This window comes from Glycomyces artemisiae (assembly GCF_003002955.1).
Lineage (GTDB): Bacteria > Actinomycetota > Actinomycetes > Mycobacteriales > Micromonosporaceae > Glycomyces > Glycomyces artemisiae.
This window is the reverse complement of sequence record NZ_PVTJ01000010.1, coordinates 155,520-171,037: the sequence shown is the minus strand read 5'-3', so window position 1 is coordinate 171,037 and position 15,518 is coordinate 155,520. Positions and strand designations below refer to the sequence as shown.

Sequence of the window (15,518 nt, the reverse complement as noted above, 5' to 3'; positions counted from 1 at the left end):
GTGACAATACGCGCTCTCAAACCTATCCCCCTCATTATGTCACAGGACACGGCGACAATGATGCCCTCGAAAGAGCCTTTTGCATGAGCTTCCAGGGGTTGAGGTACTTCCGAATGCGGTACTCGTAGTCGTCGGCGGAGGACTGCTCGATGACGTGGTTGGGGAACCAGGTTTCGAGGACGTGGTCCTTGAACTTGACTCGGCCGCCCTTGGCGTCGACGATGCGGCCGTCGGCGATGCGGGCTTCGGCGGCCTGCCAGGCTTTGTCGGATTCTTTCTCGGTGGCGTAGGTGCCCTCGTAGACGGTTTCACCGCGCATGTCGCGGAAGTAGGCTCTGTAGGTCGTTCGGCCCTTCTTGGAGACGTGGGGAACGCTCCAGCCCATTGGCTCCTCCTGTGTGGAATCCGTGGTAGCACCGTGGTAGCAGACGGGGGTGTCAGTCCTCGGTGGAACATGGTCATTTCAGTCAGGAGTTGACAACTGAAACAAGCCATCTACCAGCAGTTTCACACGCGCTCAGGCCTGTGACCAGCAATCTGCAAATATGACAGGGAAGCTCTCTCAAGGCGGAAACGGCGGTTCGAATCCGCTCGGGAGTACAGGTAAATACGCAGCTCAGGGGCCAACTTCGGTTGGCCCCTGAGTCTATTTCCGGTTTGGCCGACCGTTATCCCACGTATACCCAGGTGTGGACGACCCGGCCGGGGGCGTTCCAGTCGAAGTCGACGGTGCCCCCGCCGTCGCAGACGCCTTTCCAGAGGACTTCGCCGTTGGCGAGGGCGGCCATGGCGTAGGCGCAGTCGCCGTCGTTCGCGGTGTCGGTGATCGAGCCGGTGAGGCTGCCGGAGCAGCCGAACTCGGCGTCCATCGACCCGCCGCTCTCGGCGTAGGAGTCGGCGCTGCCGCACGGCAGATTGCCGATGTGCAGTTCCTCGGTCTCCAACTGGCAGTAGAGCAAGAACGTCCCGGTGCCGTCGCACCCGTCGGGAACGGCTCCCCAGACCCACAGCTCCTCGGGGTTGGTGGAGAGCAGCAGGATGCTCATCTCGCCGGACATGCGCCAGGAGGAGGGCCAGGAGCGCTGGACGAGCTCGACGCTCTCGGACGGGGTGCCGAGTCCGCCGTGTCCGGAGGGGGCGCTGTCGCCGGAGTGGAACTCGTCGAGCGGGTGGAGCCTGGCCTCGGTGCCGATGTCGGTCTCGGGGTACCCGTAGGCGGGGAAGTTGCAGTCGGCGGTGAGCCCGTAGGTCAGATCGAGCCAGTAGTCGCCCGCCTCGGTGTAGTCCCAGGACCAGATGCCGCCGCAGGAGCCGTAGGGGATCTCGCCGTCCATGACGGTGAATTCGCCGTCCTCGTTCGTGGTCGTGGCGCTGAGGGGCACCGCGACCGCTTCGCCGAGATCGACGGGGACGTCGCCGAGCCCGGCCCCGGCCCGTTCGAGGGCCGCATCGAGGGCTGGTGCGGGCACGGCCGTCTCCTCAGCTGCCACCGGGGCGGCGGCCAGCAGCGTCGCGGCGGTCGCCGCGGTTCCTATGAGCGCGATCGCTCTTCGTCGCATGATCCGTTCTTTCCGTCGTGTTCGGACTCATCCGCGATCGAGCGTGCAGTGCGCCGCTACTAGAACGCTACGAATCCGCTACGGAGGACGCGGGATCGCGACGGCACAAAGCGTGTACACCGGGCATGGCCGTTTCATGATTGGATGAGGCGGTCGCCTGCTCATGGTGGTGGTTGTGGAATTCCGAATGCTCGGCCCGCTCGACGTCCGAGGACCCGACGGCGCGGTGGCGATTCGCGGACGGCACCATCCCAGAGCGCTCGCGCTGCTGCTGGACGAAGCGAACCGCGTCGTTCCGGTCGACCGGCTGGCGGCCGGACTGTGGGACGAGGCGCCGCCCGAGTCCGCCCGGCAGCAGATCCAGAGCGTCATCAGCGGACTGCGCAGACAGCTCGGACCCGAAGGGACTCGACTCCAGAGGATCGGAGCCGGCTACCGGCTGGAGATCGAAGCCCGGGAGCTCGACGTCCTGCGCTGCAAAGCGCACGAGACCCGCGCCAGGGATCTTCGTTCGGCGGGGCGGACAGAGGCCGCCGCGGCCGAGCTGCGGTCGGCACTGCGCGAGTGGAGGGGTCCGGTACTCGCCGGCGTCGAGGGAAGACTGGTCGAGGCCACCGCAGCACGTCTGGAGAAGTACCGGCTCGTCCTGGTGGAACGCCGGATCGATCTCGATCTCGACCGCGGCGCCGACGTCGAGTTGATCGCGGAACTGCGGCAGCTGACCGCCGAGCAGCCCCTCCAGCAGCGCTTCACCGAGCAGTTGATGCTGGCACTGCACCGGTCCGGCCGCACCCCTGAAGCCCTGCAAGCATTCGCGGAGTTCAGTGAACGGCTCGCCGACGAACTCGGCATCGACCCCGGCCGGTCGCTGAGGGACCTTCACACCGCCATGCTCCGCGCCGACGCCCGTCCGGCCGCGGGACCCGCCGGGACACGCCGGACCGCGCCCCTCCCGCCACCGGTCCGCCCCGCGCTCCTGCCCCCCGACACGGCCGCGTTCACCGGTCGCGGCCGGCATCTCGATGCGCTCGACGGCCTGCTCGACGACGAAGTCGAAGGAGTGCGGCTGTCCGTGATCACCGGGACCGGCGGCGTCGGCAAGACCGCGCTCGCCGTGCGGTGGGCGTATCGGGTCGTCGACCGGTTCCCGGACGGGCAGCTGTTCATCAACCTGCGGGGCTTCGACCCGCGGCACGCACCGCTCGGACCCGACGAGGCGGTGCGCGTCCTGCTCGACGCGCTCGGTGTGCCGCACCAGCGCGTTCCGGCCGACCCCGAGGCGCAGTTCGGCCTGTACCGCAGCCTCCTCGCCGAGAAGCGGACACTGGTCCTGCTGGACAATGCCGCCGATGCCGCCCAGGTCCGGCCCCTCATCCCCGGCGGCCGAGGCAATGCCACCGTCGTCACCAGTCGCAACCCGCTCTACGGGGTGGTCGCCTCCCAAGGGGCGCAGACGGTCCCGATCGCGGAGCTGTCGGCCGACGAGGCGTACGAGCTGCTGGAGCGGCGCATCGGCGAGGACCGGGCGTCGGCCGAACCCGATTCGGTCGCCCGGATCGCCGAGCGCTGCGCCCGGCTCCCGCTGGCGCTCGCGGTCACCGCCGCCCGCGCCGCGGCCCAACCGGACTTCTCCCTCGCCGCGCTGGCACGCGAACTCGACGAGACCGCCGGCGTCCTCGACGCGTTCGCCGGGGACGACCCCGACACCGACGTCAGGGCCGTCTTCGCGTGCTCCCTTCACGCCCTCACCGAACCCGCCGCGAGGCTGTTCCGGCTGCTGGGCCTGCACCCGGGCCCCGACTTCGCCGCCCCGGCCGCCGCCAGCCTCGCTGCGGCTCCGCTTCACCAGGTGCGGACGTCGCTGACGGAACTCACCCGCGCGCACCTGCTCACCGAGTCCGAGCCGGGCAGATACACGTTCCACGACCTGCTCCGCGCCTACGCCGGCGAGCTCATGACCGAGACCGACCACCGCGCCGAGCGAGAGGCGGCGACCCGCCGCGTCCTCGACCACTACCTCCACACCGCCCACAGCGCCTCGCTGCTCGTCAATCCCGGACGAGTGGCGATCGAACCGGCGCCGGCACGCCCGGACGTCGCACCCGAGCCGCTCGCGGACTCCGAACAGGCATTGGCCTGGCTCACCGACGAACTCCGATCACTCGCCGCCGCCGTCGGCCTGGCCGCCGACTCCGGATACGACGGCGTCGCCTGGCAGCTCGCCTGGACGTTCATCGGGTTCACGTACCGGCAGGGCCACCTGCACGACGGCATCGCCGCCCAGCGCACGGCGCTCGCCGCCGCGCGACGCCGAGGCGACGCGAAAGGCCAGGTGTACTCGCATCGCATGCTCGCCGTTCACCTTGCGGCGCTGGACGACTACGAAGGAGCCGCCCACCACTTGGAGCGGGCGCTCGACCTGTGCGACGGGATCCAGGACCCTCTGACGCTCGCACAGGTCCACCTGAATCTCGCTCGAATCCATGAGCAGCGCCAGAAGTACGCCGAGGCGGTCGAGGCCGCGAAGGAGGCGCTCGGCGTCTTCCACGAACTCGGTGAGACCTGGCGCGAGGCCACCGCGCTCAATGCCGTCGGCTGGTACTGCGCGCACCTGGAACGCTACGACGAGGCGCTCGCGTACTGCGAGCGGGCGCTGGCCATCCAGGTCGAGTCCGGCAACCCGGCGTACCAGTCGAGCACCTGGGACAGCCTGGGGTTCATCCACCAGCGCCAGAGCCGCTTCGACCGGGCGGTCGAGTGCCTTCGCACGTCGCTCGATTTGAGCAGGAGGACCGGACATCGCACCGACGAAGCCGAAGCCCTGATCCACCTCGGCGACGCCTACCAGGGCGCCGGCGACGCCGCGGCCGCGCGTGCGGCCTGGCGCGAAGCGCAGGACCTCTTCCGCCATCTCGACCCCTCACGGATCGCCGAACTCCAGGCGAGACTCGACCGTCAAACGCCGCCGCCGGGAATGTAAGCGGGATTGCCGCTCGCCACCTCGTAGAAGTACGGATCGAAGAGCGTCTCGGTCTCCTTCTTGAGGTCGGCGCGGCTGTCCTCCATCATCGACTCAGTGTCGTCCAGCACCGCCATCACGTCGTCCTTGATCGTCTCGAACTGATCCAGCTTGAGCTCCCGTTCGATCGTGATGTCGAGCTTCACTTCGACTCCGGCGTAGGACAGCGCCCCCAGTGCGAAACCGACCACCGCCAGCGGCTGGGTGCTGACCACCAGCCCGACCGTGCCGAGGACCATCGACGCATCGCCCAGCACGTCCCACTCCTTGAAGTGGTCGAGATAGGTCTTCTGCCGAATCGTGTTGTGCACCTGCTTGACGCAGTCGGCGAGCACATAGTGCACGGTGATCTGGAGCGCGAGGTCGTTGTTCGCTTGATCGCGCAGGATCTGCGCCATGGCGGCGTGGTTGTCCCCGGCCTGCTTGATCGCGCCGCCGTACTGCTCATGCGCGGTATCCGCGTCGTCGCCCTGCCAGTGATCGCTGCCTTCGTCGCTGAGGGCGTGAATCGACTTGTAGGCGCCGTCCGCTCCGGACTCCGTAGCGGAGTCCAACGCCTCGCAGACCCGCTTCATACCGAGATAGAGCTGCTCGGTCTCCTGCATGTCGCCGTTGTCGAGCAACTCGGTGAAGCGGTCGGACCATTCGGCCAGCTCGGTGTCGACCCATTCGTCCGCCTCGATGTCGATCGCCCAGGCGGTCCGGTCGTCGCAGTCCTTGTCGACCGGGCACTGGGTGTAGGTCGACCACTTGACCTCGTACATCTCCTCGAACTCGGACGTCGGGGTGGCCGAGGACGAACCCCCTTCCGATTCCGGACCGATCCTGCCGCCGTTGTGCCGGTACTCGTCCTCCGAGTACTCGAAGATGAATCCGCGGTCCACGGTCTCCCCCATGGCCCCCAGGGACTCCTGATCGGCGTCGGTGACCTTCATGTCGCTCCAGCGCTCCTTGCAGTACTGCCTGACCTTCATGGCCGTGAACGGCTCCCGGAGCTTCTCGATGAGTTCGAGGATCTCGCGCTTGGTCGGAGCGTCGCTCGTCGGCTGCGCTTCGCCGCCGTCGGGTGTCTCTTCCATGGATTCGGCCCTTCCTCTCCTGATGCCGACCGCCCGGTCAGCTGAGCTCGTCCTCGTACGGGTTCGGCGCCTCTTCAAGGTCGTAGGCGTCATCGGTCTGCGGGTCGATGCCCTGGTCTTTCACCTGATCCTCGACGGTCGTGTAGTCGGAGCCCAACTCGTCGTCCCTGGCCTCGTCGAAGCTGGACTCGAACATCGCCTCGTCGTCCTCCGCGTCGTCGGCGACCTTCTTGAGCGCCTTCTGATACGCCTCGCTGGCCGCGGAGGTCTCGTAGAGGCAGTTGTAGAACAGCTTGAAGCACTGGTCCCAGGACGAACCGAAGGAGTGGACGCTGCCGTTCGCGTCGCTGAAAGCCTCGTCGCGGACCAGTCCGGCGTCCGCCGTGTCGTTCACGAGGTCGTAGTACAGGTCGACGACGACCGACACCGCGTTGTCCGCGACGTCCCGCATCTCCTCAGTGTCGATCTTCCTTCCGCCCATCGGCCGCCTCCTCACATCCGTGACCTGCTCGGAGTCCGATTCACTCGGGGACTCCGCTTGAGGCACCCAGTGTGGGCGGCGCCGGTACGAGTCCGCTACGAGTTCGCTACCGTTCGGTGGTCGGCAGATCGGGACCTCGGAAAAGCGCTAGGATTCGGGCGGACACACCATGAGCCTCATACACTTTGTCTCGCAACAGGAATAGAATGCATCTAGAGACCGGAGACCGGAGACCGGAGACCGGAGACCGGAGACCGGAGACCGGAGACCGGAGACCGGAGACCGGAGACCGGAGACCGGAGACCGGAGACCGGGATGGCCGGTTGACGGGGCGAGTTCTGCGTTTGAGCGTCGAGTCGTGTTCGCGGGTGGGAGCCTGCAGGCGCTGAACCGGCTGTATTACGACGTCGAGCCGCTCTTTGCGGGCGATCGGCGGCTGCTCATCCGATACGCGCTGTTCCACACTGAGCGTCAGGCGAGCGGGCGCCGGTTCAGCCGGCAGAGGGACATCGACTGGCTCGACTGGGACTCGGTCACCACCGACCCGCCCGATCTGCTCGTCTCCTCTGGTGCGACGAACACCCTGTACGAGGCCGGCTGCGATGTCGCCCTCGTGCCGCACGGCGCGGGCCACAACCGCTTCACCCCCTACTTCGAAGGCGTCGCGGGCCTCGCCCGCGGCCAGCTCCGGAGTGACGACGGACGCCTTCCCGCCTTCCTGGCCCTCCCCGGACCGGCCTCCGCCGAGCGGCTCCGCATCGACTGCCCCGAGGCGCTCCCGTTCGCAGAGATCACCGGCGACCTGTGCTTCGAGCGCCTCCGGCTCAGCACCCGCATGCGCCGCGAATACCGCCGCGCCCTGGGGCTCGATCCGGACCGGCGCCTCGTGCTGGTGGCGTCGACCTGGCTCGGCCGTTCGCTCTTCGCGCACCATCCGTCCCTGCCGGAGCGCCTGCTCGCCGCCCTCCCGATGGACGACTACGCGGTCGCGTTCGTCCCCCACCCGAACATCCTCGCCGTCCACGGCGGCATGGAGAGCCTGTTCCGCCGCCAGCTCGAGAACGGCCTGATCATGGTCGATCCCGGCGAGGGCTGGCGCGCCGCGCTGCTCGCGGCCGACTGCGTCGTCGGCGACCACGGCTCCATCGGCTTCTACGGTGCGGCGCTGGGCATTCCGACCGCTGTGGCGGCCTTCGGGTTCGAGGAGATGCCGCCCGAGTCGCCGCTGGCGGCGTTCGGCAGGCTGGCGCCCGCGTTCCACGCGGCCGGCGACCTGTTCGGCCAGATCGAGCGCCTGTGCGACGCGGACCCGATTCGGGACGAGTGCTTCTCCCAGGCGCTGGCCGAACCCGATCCGGGTCCGTCCCGCCGACTCCGCGCCGGGCTGTACCGCACGCTCTCCCTGGACGAGCCCGCGGGACCGGACCCTCGGATGTTCCCTCCGCCGACTCCGGTGCCCCACTGGCGCCCGACATCGGCTTGGCGCGCGGAAGTGGAGATCGACGGCGGCGATGCAGTGTGCCGCCGCTTCCCCTCGGACGACGGCCGCCGCGGCCCGGGCCATCTGGTCGCCGACGTCCGCTGCCTCGATGTCAGCGCCCGCGACCGCGCCGACGCCATCGTCCGGCACCACGACGCGCTCTCGGACGGCGAGGCGCAGCAGGAGGGCCTGCTGCTCCTCGACGAGCACCCGTTCGCTCAGGTGGCGAGTGTGCGCACGGACCCGGAGGCGCTGGCCTGGGCCTGCGCCGACGGCCGCAGGTTCCGCACGGTCTGCGACCCCGAGCTGGCCGATGCGGCGGTCTCGGTCTGGTTCGCGGCGGGAAGGCCCGACTCAGGCGAGTGGCACGTGAACGGCGGGACCGTCAGCGTTCATCGGATCCGTTGAGCCCCAGCCGCTGCCGGACCCGTGCGGCGTCGAGGACCGCGCCGTGCGCGTCGAACAGCCGCAGCGCCCGCTCCAACCGGTCCCGATCAGGGGCCCCGTCCTCGCCGGTCGCCTCCGCGACCCGCTCGTGCGTCTCGGCGACGGTCTGCCAGTAGCCGCCCTGCTCGAACGGCTTCAGCAGGTCGTCGATCTCCGGGACGACACCGGTGTCGCCGCGGCGGAGGCGGAGCATGGCGATGTCGAGCAGTGCGCCGTTGCGGTTGCGCCAATCGGTTCCCGGATCGAACTGCTCGGCCGCCTGCGTCCAGGTCGCGACGGCGTCCTCGAATCTTCCTTCGGCCTGGTACGTCTCGGCGATCACCCGGAGGCGGATGCCGACCGCTCGTGATTCGCCTGCCTCCGCCATGTACTCGCAGGAGCGGAGCAGTACGTCGCGGGCGTCGTCGAATCGCCCTTGGCCCTGGCGCAGGCGTCCGAAGGCTTCGGTGACGATGCCTTTGAGCCGGGTCCGGTCGACGGCCTCGGCACGCTCGGCCGCGGGCGGGGCCGACTCCAGTGCTTCCATCGCGTGGTCGAGGACCTGCTCGGCTTCGTCGAACCCGCCGATCCTGATGAGGCACATGGCGAGCAACGAGGACAGGTGGGCCTCGGCGTGCGGGCCGTCCGCGACGGCGCGGGCCGCGCGGTAGGCCTCGGCGGCGTCCTCATGGCGGGAGGCGTTGGCGTAGTACGCCCACAGTGCTTCGGCGAGAGCCCAGGTCAGATCGGTGTGCAACCGCTGCTTCGCGGTGACGAGCAGCGAGCGGTGGAGGACGGGGTAGAGCGTGCGGAACCACTCGATGGCGGTTGCTTCGCTCGTGAACGGCGTCGCCGCGATGTGGCGGGGCAGGGGCGGGGCGAAGCGCATGCGGGCCTTCATGATCGCGTGGTCGGCGAGCTGGGCTCGCCGGATGTGCCAGATGAGGGCGTCGCGGACCGAGCCGTGCACGTCGGAGCGGACGGCGCCGGTGCGGGCGTGGCGTCCCCCGGCACCGGTGATCTGGTATTCGAGCCGGTACCAGCCGGGCCGGTGGGACTTGACGAGGCCGAGCGCTTCGAGTTCGGCGAACGGGTCGAGGGTGCCCTTCGTCCAGTCGACGGAGCCTTCGAAGATCTGCGTCAGGTCGCCCTCGAATTCCCGGTTCGGCAGCGATTCGAGCATGCGGTGCAGCCACTTCGCGCTCTCGCTGAGGCTGTCGTAGATTCCGGTGAAGAGACTGGAGCCGCCCAGGGCCTCACGGACTTCGAACAGGCCCGTCAGGGAGCGGTGCCGGACGAGCTTCGCCAGCGCGGACAGGTCGGCCGGTTTCGACCCGAGCTCGGCGACCAGTCGTTCCGGCGCGCCTTCCACGAGGTTGGGGCAGGCGCGGCGCAGGAACTCGGCGGCGTGCCCCGGATCGAGCGGCCCGACCTCGTGCCGGGCGAATGAAGCGTCCTGGAGGGGTTGTCCGACCACGAGGTATCCGCTCGCGGGGGACGCGGGTCGGAACCGGGAGGCCTGACCCTCGCTCACGACGCCGTCTATGACGACGAGGAGCGCCAGCCCCCTGGTCACCGATTGGTACATGCCCAGGCGGCGGTTGAGGCCCTTCGGAATCTGACTGGAGTCGACGTTGAGGCTCAGGAGCATGTCGTAGAGGACCTCTGCCGGGTCGTCGGTGTCCGTGCCGAGGTCGACATAGAGCTGGCCGTCCGGATAGCGGTCGCGGAGGTGGTCGATGACCTGCGCGGCGAGTGCGGTCTTGCCGATCCCGCTCTCGCCGTGGATCGCCACCGGACGCCGGGCGGCGATGTCGGCGGCGATCCGTTCGACCTCGCGTTCGCGGCCGATCCAGGCGCCGTCCACCGGAGGTCCTTCCTGAGGCGGGATCCGGTTCGGCCCGTAGTGCACATGGATCGTCTGGCCTTGAATGAGACGTTCGACGCCGCCGTCGAACGTGTTGTGGAAGGCCGACTCCTCGGACATTTGGACTCCCGGCGAGGTAAGGGTGCTCCGGACATGCTCCCACAGAACACGCATGGGGGCCGTTCCAGGCGCGATACCGGACTGCCGTCGGTCATGGAGGTGGTGGCCGCCGATGGGGACGCGGAGCCTGGCGGGCGCGTTGTTTGGGTCCGGTAGGCCGGGGGAACTATCCCGGCGTGTTGCTGAGGGGTGTCGGTGCAGCGTGCGGGCTCGTGGCCTGTGCGTGGGCGGTCGCCGGGTGCGGGGCCGGGCAGCGGGGCGAGGAGGCCGGGGCGGCCGCTGAGGCGTTCGTGGCTGCGCTTGCGGAGGGCGACGGGGCGGCGGCGTGCGGGCTGCTCTCCCCGGAGGCCGTCGAGCAGGTGGTCTCGCAGGAGGGGAAGGACTGCGAGGCCGCGGTGCTCGCACTGGGCCTGCCTGCCGAGGCGTCCGGCACGGCGGAGGTGTGGGGCGACCGGGCGCAGGTGAAGACCGGGTCCGACGTGCTGTTCCTCGCGGAGCTGGAAGACGGCTGGAAGGTCGTCGCCGCGGGCTGCGCGCCGCAGGGCGAGCGGCCGTACGAGTGCGAGGTGGAGGGCTGATGAAGCGCGTGATGTTCACCGTGTACCTGGCGTTCACCGCGGTCGGGCTCGCCTACATGATCGCCGTCGGCCTGCTGCGGCTCTGAGGAGGGGACGATGCGGAAAGCGTTGCGCGACAACGGGTTGAGCATCGGCTTCGGGCTGCTGTTCCTGGCGGCGCTCGTGGGCCAGGCCTTCGCCGGGCAGGCGGACTTCAACGACAGGCAGCTCGCCGAGGCGGGCCGGCAGGTCACGCTCGTGCAGTACGTGACGTCGAGCGACTTCGCCGTGGACGTCGCCGAGAACTGGCAGTCGGAGTACCTCCAGTTCTTCCTGTACGTGTTCGCGACCGTGTGGCTGGTGCAGCGCGGCTCCCCCGAGTCGAAGCTCGTGGGCAAGACCGGGACCGAGTCCGACGAGGAGCAGAAGCTCGGCGAGTACACGACCGAGGACTCCCCCGCGTGGGCGCGCGCCGGAGGCTGGCGGACCGCGGTGTTCTCCAGGTCGCTCGGGGCGGTCATGGGCGCGCTGTTCGTGTTGTCGTGGCTCGCGCAGTCGATCGCCGGGCGGTCGGCGTACAACGCCGAGCGGCTCGCGCAGCTCCAGGACCCGCTGAGCTGGCTCGGGTACGTCGGCAGCGCCGACTTCTGGAACCGGACGCTCCAGAACTGGCAGTCGGAGTTCCTCGCGATCGGCTCGATCGTGGTGGTCAGCATCTACCTGCGCCAGCGCGGCTCCCCCGAGTCGAAGCCCGTGGGCGACCCGCACGACACGACGCAGGACTCGGGCTGAGCCCGCGGTCGCGGTTCAGCGCAACGGGATCGGGTACCCGCCGCCGATGTTCGCCCGCCTCACGAGACTCGTCGGCCGCGACCTGCTGCGCGACACCCTCGCGTACAGCGCGGGGATAGCCGTGGCGGGCGCGTCGTTCGGCGCGCTCGCGACCGCGCAGGGCCTGGAATGGTGGACGACCATGGCCGTCTCGGTCCTGGTGTACGCCGGGACCGCGCAGTTCGCGGCGCTCGGAGTCGCCGCGTCCGGTGGCGGGCCGGCCGCGATCATCGCGACGGGGCTGATCCTCAACCTGCGGCACATCCCGTACGGCCTGTCGGTCGGCCACCTGTACTGGGACCGGTGGTGGACGCGGATCCTCGGGACGCACAACCTGCTCGACACGACGACGGCGTTCGCGCTCGCCGAGGGCGACGACCTGCGGCGCGCGAAGATCGCGTACTGGACGACCGGGGCGGGGAACGCCGTCGCGTGGGTCGTCGGGAACGCGGCGGGCATCCTCGCGGGGAGCCGGATCGGGGACCCTGCGGTGCTGGGCGTCGACGCGGCGCTGCCCGCGCTGATCCTGGCGCTGGTGCTGCCCGCGCTGCGCGACCGGTCGACGCTGCTCGCCGCGGTGGCGGGCGCGGGGATCGCGCTGGCGGCGAGCCCGTTCCTGCCCGCGGGGCTGCCGGTCCTGGCGGCGCTCGCGGGTCTGCTGTTCGCTTGGCCGAGAAGGGAGTCCGAGGCGCGGGAGGGGGCGGCGCCGTGAACGTGCTCGTCATTGCGGTCTTGGCGGTGGGGACGTTCCTGATCCGTCTCGCCGGGCCGCTGCTGCGCGGCCGGGTCGAGGTGAGCGACCGGGCCGACTTGCTGCTCAAGCGCGGGGCGACGGTGGTCCTGGTGGCGCTGGTGGCGACGTCGGCGCTCATCGTCGAGGGCGCGTGGGCGGGTTGGGCGCTGCCCGCGGGCGTGGTCGTCGGCGGAGTGCTCGCGTGGCGGAAGGCGCCGCTGGCGCTCGTGGTGGTGGCCGCGGCGGCGACGACCGCGGGGCTGCGGCTCCTCGGTGTCGCGTAAGAGCCGCCAGCGCCGCGTATGAGCCGTCAGCCCGGCATGGTCTCGCCGCCGAGCGGGGCGAGGACTTCGCCGGTGTAGAACGAGGAGAGCCGGTTCGACGCGAAGAACACGTAGGACGGCGCGATCTCGTCGGGTTCGGCGGCGCGGCCCATCGGGGTGCGCTCGCCGAAGCCCTCCACGTGGTCCTCCGAGAGCGTGGAGGGGATGAGCGGCGTCCACACCGGGCCGGGCGCGACGCAGTTGACGCGGATCTTCCGGTCGGCGAGCGCCTGGGCCATGGAGTAGGTCCAGGCGAGGATCGCGCCCTTGGTCGCGGAGTAGTCGATGAGGGTCTTGTTGCCGCGCAGGCCGTTCACGGACGCGGTGTTGATGATCGAGTCGCCGTCGCCGAGGTGGGCGAGGGCGGCGGCGGTGACGCGGAAGTAGGAGTGCATGTTCACGTCGAACGTGTGCGTCCACTGCTCGTCGGTGATCTCCTCGGGCCGGTCCACCGGGGTCTGGGTGGCGACGTTGTTGACGAGGAGGTCGAGCCCGGAGAGGGCCACGACGGTGCCGTCGACGGCCCGCTGGCACTGCTCGGGCGAGGCGAGGTCGCCGGGCAGGAGCGCGCAGACGCGGCCTTCGGCCTCGACGAGCTGCGCGGTGCGGGTGGCGTCGTCGTGCTCCTCCAGGTAGGCGATGGCGACGTCGGCGCCCTCCTTCGCGAACGCGACGGCGACGGCGCGCCCGATCCCGGAGTCGCCGCCGGTGATGAGCGCCTTGCGGCCCTTGAGGAGTCCGCTGCCGGTGTAGCCCTCCATCGCGTCGCGCGGCTGCGGCCGCATCGCGTCGGTGCGTCCGGGCGGTTCCTGCTGCTGCGCCGGCTTCCCCATGGCGGCGTCCCCCTTCGGTCGCGGCCCCCGGCCGGGGCCTGTGAGGGGAGGGATACCCGTGGTGGGAGTGGTTAACCACCTGGAATCGGACGGAGAGGGAGGGCCCGGCCGTGCGGCCGGGCCCTCCCTGCGCTTGCTTCCGCTACTGCGCGTTGGCGATCGCGGCGGCGACTTGCTTGACCTCGTCGATGCCCTGGCGGCCGAAGGGGTCGCGGACCTCGACGGCGAGGCCGGGGGCGAGGAGGCGGGCGACCTCGTGCTCGCTCAGGAGGCCGTCGTCGCCGAAGGGCTCGGGCTTCCAGTCGTCGCCGCGCTCGTGGTACTCGACGAGAAAGGCGCGCAGGGCGTCCATGTCGGCGAGGCCATCGCCGCGCATGGCCTGCACTTGGAGGTCGACGCGCCAAGCACCGGAGTCGAGCCGCGTCTCCCAGACGCGCTGGACGAACGCGACGCCGCCCCATTCGAACTCGAAGTCGGAGGCGGAGCCGAGCCGGTCGGGCAGGTACCCGACCGCGAGGCCGCCGATGTGCGTTTCCTGGCTGCTCACAGTCATGTCTCCATTGTAGGTATTTGCGTGTGGAGTGTGCTATTGCCTCAAAATCCGGCTTGTCCGTGAATCAACTGTTGCGTAAGTTCAGCATGTCTTGTGGGTAAAAGATGGGATTCACCCCTTGCGTCGCTTCGTCATCCCATGATTCGATGAATCCCGGTCCCCCAGTACTCCCCCACTTCCCCGCAGGAGCCTCAATGAAGACACTCAAGCGCGCGGCCGCGCTCGTCTCGGCCGCGGCCCTCGCCGTGCTCACGGTCCTCGTCCTCGACACCGCCCCGGCGCAGGCGGTGCGGCCGCCGGGCATCCCGTCCCTGTCCACCGCACAGTCGGAGCTGAACGCGCTGACCGTGGCCTCGGAGTCCCACGGCGACTCGTACGACCGGGACCTGTTCCCGCACTGGTCCAGCGTGGGCGACGGCTGCACCGCGCGCCAGTACGTCCTCAAGCGGGACGGCAGCAACGTCGAGACCGGCTCGGACTGCCAGCCCGACTCCGGCTCCTGGCAGTCGGACTTCGACAACCAGTGGACCTCGACAGTCTCGAACGCGACGGTCGACCACGTGGTGGCCCTCTCCGAGGCGTGGGCGTCGGGCGCCTGGGCGTGGACCACGGCCGAGCGCGAGGACTTCGCGAACGACATCAGCTCGCCGCAGCTGTGGATCGCGACGACCTCGGCGAACTCCTCGAAGAGCGACTACGACCCGGCCGAGTGGATGCCCTCGAACTCCTCGGTCCGCTGCGACTACGTCAAGGCGTGGACGCACGTGAAGTACCTGTACGACCTCACGATCGACTCGGCGGAGAAATCCGCGATCCAGTCGCACTTCGACACGTACTGCTAAGACGCGGCCTGCTAGGACGCGACCGCGGCGGCGCCCCCGGATTCCGGGGGCGCCGCCGCCGTTCACAGGAAGTTCGCGGTGGTGATGAGGGCCGTGATCGCGGCGAACGAGAGCGCGACGATGGCGATGATGAGGCCGGTGAGGGCCACGCCCTTGCCGGAGATGCCGCCGTTCGCGCCTCGGATCTGCTTGCGCGCGTGGAGGGCCAGGAACAGCGCGCCGATCCCGAACAGGGCCGAGCTCATGAAGAACGTGACGCCCGCCCAGGGGGTCACGATCGCGAAGAGCATGCCCGGGAGCGCGCCGAGGACGGCGCCGATGCCGGCGACCAGGGAGCCGATCGCCGGGCCGGACGGGATGGGCCGCAGGCGCGGCTGCACGATCTGGAAGCCGTCGATGACCACCGGCGCCGGGACGGGCGGCCAGTAGTACGCGGCGGGCTGGAACTGCGGGACCTGCTGGTACGGCTGCGGGTAGCCGTGGACCGGCGGGCCCGGATGGGCGGGCTGCATCTGGGGATGGTTCACGGGGGCCGGGGGCGGCTGGAGATGAGGATGGTACGGATCCTGCGCGGTCACGCCCCCAGACTAACCGCCGCGGAGCGTCCTCGCGACCTCGGCGAAGTACTCGTCCACCTCCGCGGTGTCGTAGCCGCGCAGGGTGAGCTGGAAGCCCATGTTCGTGAGCGAGTCGGGGTGGGGCGGGGCACCGGCGTCCGTCGCGGTTCTGATGCGGGCGACGGCGCGGTCGACTTGGGCGCGGTCGTATCCGCGGAAACGGACAGAGAAGAAGGGGTTCTCCATGCGTCACAGTCT

16 protein-coding genes are annotated in these 15,518 nt (G+C 69.8%); 7 read left to right on the top strand and 9 right to left on the bottom strand.

Annotated elements, in window-relative coordinates:
- Positions 1-34: 34 nt before the first annotated feature.
- Positions 35-385 carry a hypothetical protein gene (locus B0I28_RS22895; protein WP_106366171.1) on the bottom strand — a complete coding sequence of 117 codons (351 nt, stop codon included), beginning with the start codon at positions 383-385 and terminating at the stop codon, positions 35-37.
- A 283-nt stretch (positions 386-668) separates the two neighbouring features.
- Positions 669-1,559 carry a hypothetical protein gene (locus tag B0I28_RS22890; RefSeq protein WP_146148207.1) on the bottom strand — a complete coding sequence of 297 codons (891 nt, stop codon included), beginning with the start codon at positions 1,557-1,559 and terminating at the stop codon, positions 669-671.
- Positions 1,560-1,734: 175 nt separating this feature from the next.
- Here B0I28_RS22890 and B0I28_RS22885 point away from each other — a divergent pair, with 175 nt between their 5' ends.
- Complete coding sequence (locus tag B0I28_RS22885) at positions 1,735-4,539, top strand: AfsR/SARP family transcriptional regulator (protein WP_181245914.1); 2,805 nt, start codon at positions 1,735-1,737, stop codon at positions 4,537-4,539.
- Here the strand turns inward: B0I28_RS22885 and B0I28_RS22880 are convergent.
- Both B0I28_RS22880 and B0I28_RS22875 read right to left on the bottom strand, forming a co-directional pair.
- Positions 4,515-5,657, bottom strand: a complete 1,143-nt coding sequence (locus tag B0I28_RS22880) for a hypothetical protein (protein ID WP_106366168.1) — start codon at positions 5,655-5,657, stop codon at positions 4,515-4,517. The genes B0I28_RS22885 and B0I28_RS22880 overlap by 25 nt on opposite strands.
- Positions 5,658-5,694: 37 nt before the next feature.
- Positions 5,695-6,138 (bottom strand): hypothetical protein, encoded by a 444-nt coding sequence (locus B0I28_RS22875; RefSeq protein WP_106366167.1) that lies wholly within the window; start codon positions 6,136-6,138, stop codon positions 5,695-5,697.
- A 358-nt stretch (positions 6,139-6,496) separates the two neighbouring features.
- On the opposite strand from B0I28_RS22875, the gene B0I28_RS22865 reads away from it, so the two are divergent.
- Entirely contained in the window at positions 6,497-8,026 is a 1,530-nt protein-coding gene (locus B0I28_RS22865; RefSeq protein WP_106366166.1) for a hypothetical protein, read from the top strand.
- Here B0I28_RS22865 and B0I28_RS22860 read toward each other — a convergent pair.
- Positions 8,004-10,031 (bottom strand): AAA family ATPase, encoded by a 2,028-nt coding sequence (locus B0I28_RS22860; RefSeq protein ID WP_106366165.1) that lies wholly within the window; start codon positions 10,029-10,031, stop codon positions 8,004-8,006. The genes B0I28_RS22865 and B0I28_RS22860 overlap by 23 nt on opposite strands.
- 212 nt (positions 10,032-10,243) lie before the next feature.
- On the opposite strand from B0I28_RS22860, the gene B0I28_RS22855 reads away from it, so the two are divergent.
- The 4 genes from B0I28_RS22855 (at position 10,244) to B0I28_RS22840 (ending at position 12,436) form a co-directional block, all read left to right on the top strand.
- Positions 10,244-10,609 carry a hypothetical protein gene (locus tag B0I28_RS22855; RefSeq protein WP_106366189.1) on the top strand — a complete coding sequence of 122 codons (366 nt, stop codon included), beginning with the start codon at positions 10,244-10,246 and terminating at the stop codon, positions 10,607-10,609.
- 96 nt (positions 10,610-10,705) lie between these two features.
- Positions 10,706-11,380, top strand: a complete 675-nt coding sequence (locus tag B0I28_RS22850; RefSeq protein ID WP_106366164.1) for a DUF6766 family protein — start codon at positions 10,706-10,708, stop codon at positions 11,378-11,380.
- A 46-nt stretch (positions 11,381-11,426) separates the two neighbouring features.
- Positions 11,427-12,131 (top strand): AzlC family ABC transporter permease, encoded by a 705-nt coding sequence (locus tag B0I28_RS22845; RefSeq protein ID WP_106366163.1) that lies wholly within the window; start codon positions 11,427-11,429, stop codon positions 12,129-12,131.
- A gap of 2 nt (positions 12,132-12,133) precedes the next feature.
- The gene (locus B0I28_RS22840; protein ID WP_245889078.1) at positions 12,134-12,436 is read left to right on the top strand and encodes an AzlD domain-containing protein; all 303 of its coding nucleotides are present in this window, start codon (positions 12,134-12,136) and stop codon (positions 12,434-12,436) included.
- Positions 12,437-12,462: 26 nt separating this feature from the next.
- On the opposite strand, the gene B0I28_RS22835 is transcribed toward B0I28_RS22840, so the two are convergent.
- Together B0I28_RS22835 and B0I28_RS22830 are read right to left on the bottom strand one after the other, a co-directional pair.
- A complete protein-coding gene (locus B0I28_RS22835; RefSeq protein ID WP_106366161.1) occupies positions 12,463-13,308 on the bottom strand; it encodes an SDR family oxidoreductase in 846 nt (281 codons plus the stop codon).
- Positions 13,309-13,450: 142 nt separating this feature from the next.
- A complete protein-coding gene (locus B0I28_RS22830; RefSeq protein WP_146148205.1) occupies positions 13,451-13,861 on the bottom strand; it encodes a hypothetical protein in 411 nt (136 codons plus the stop codon).
- Positions 13,862-14,055: 194 nt separating this feature from the next.
- Between B0I28_RS22830 and B0I28_RS22825 the strand changes: the two genes are divergently transcribed.
- A complete protein-coding gene (locus B0I28_RS22825; RefSeq protein ID WP_106366159.1) occupies positions 14,056-14,703 on the top strand; it encodes an HNH endonuclease family protein in 648 nt (215 codons plus the stop codon).
- A gap of 62 nt (positions 14,704-14,765) precedes the next feature.
- On the opposite strand, the gene B0I28_RS22820 is transcribed toward B0I28_RS22825, so the two are convergent.
- Both B0I28_RS22820 and B0I28_RS22815 read right to left on the bottom strand, forming a co-directional pair.
- Positions 14,766-15,215 (bottom strand): hypothetical protein, encoded by a 450-nt coding sequence (locus tag B0I28_RS22820; protein ID WP_106366158.1) that lies wholly within the window; start codon positions 15,213-15,215, stop codon positions 14,766-14,768.
- 75 nt (positions 15,216-15,290) lie between these two features.
- Complete coding sequence (locus tag B0I28_RS22815) at positions 15,291-15,506, bottom strand: DivIVA domain-containing protein (RefSeq protein WP_106366157.1); 216 nt, start codon at positions 15,504-15,506, stop codon at positions 15,291-15,293.
- Positions 15,507-15,518 lie beyond the last annotated feature (12 nt).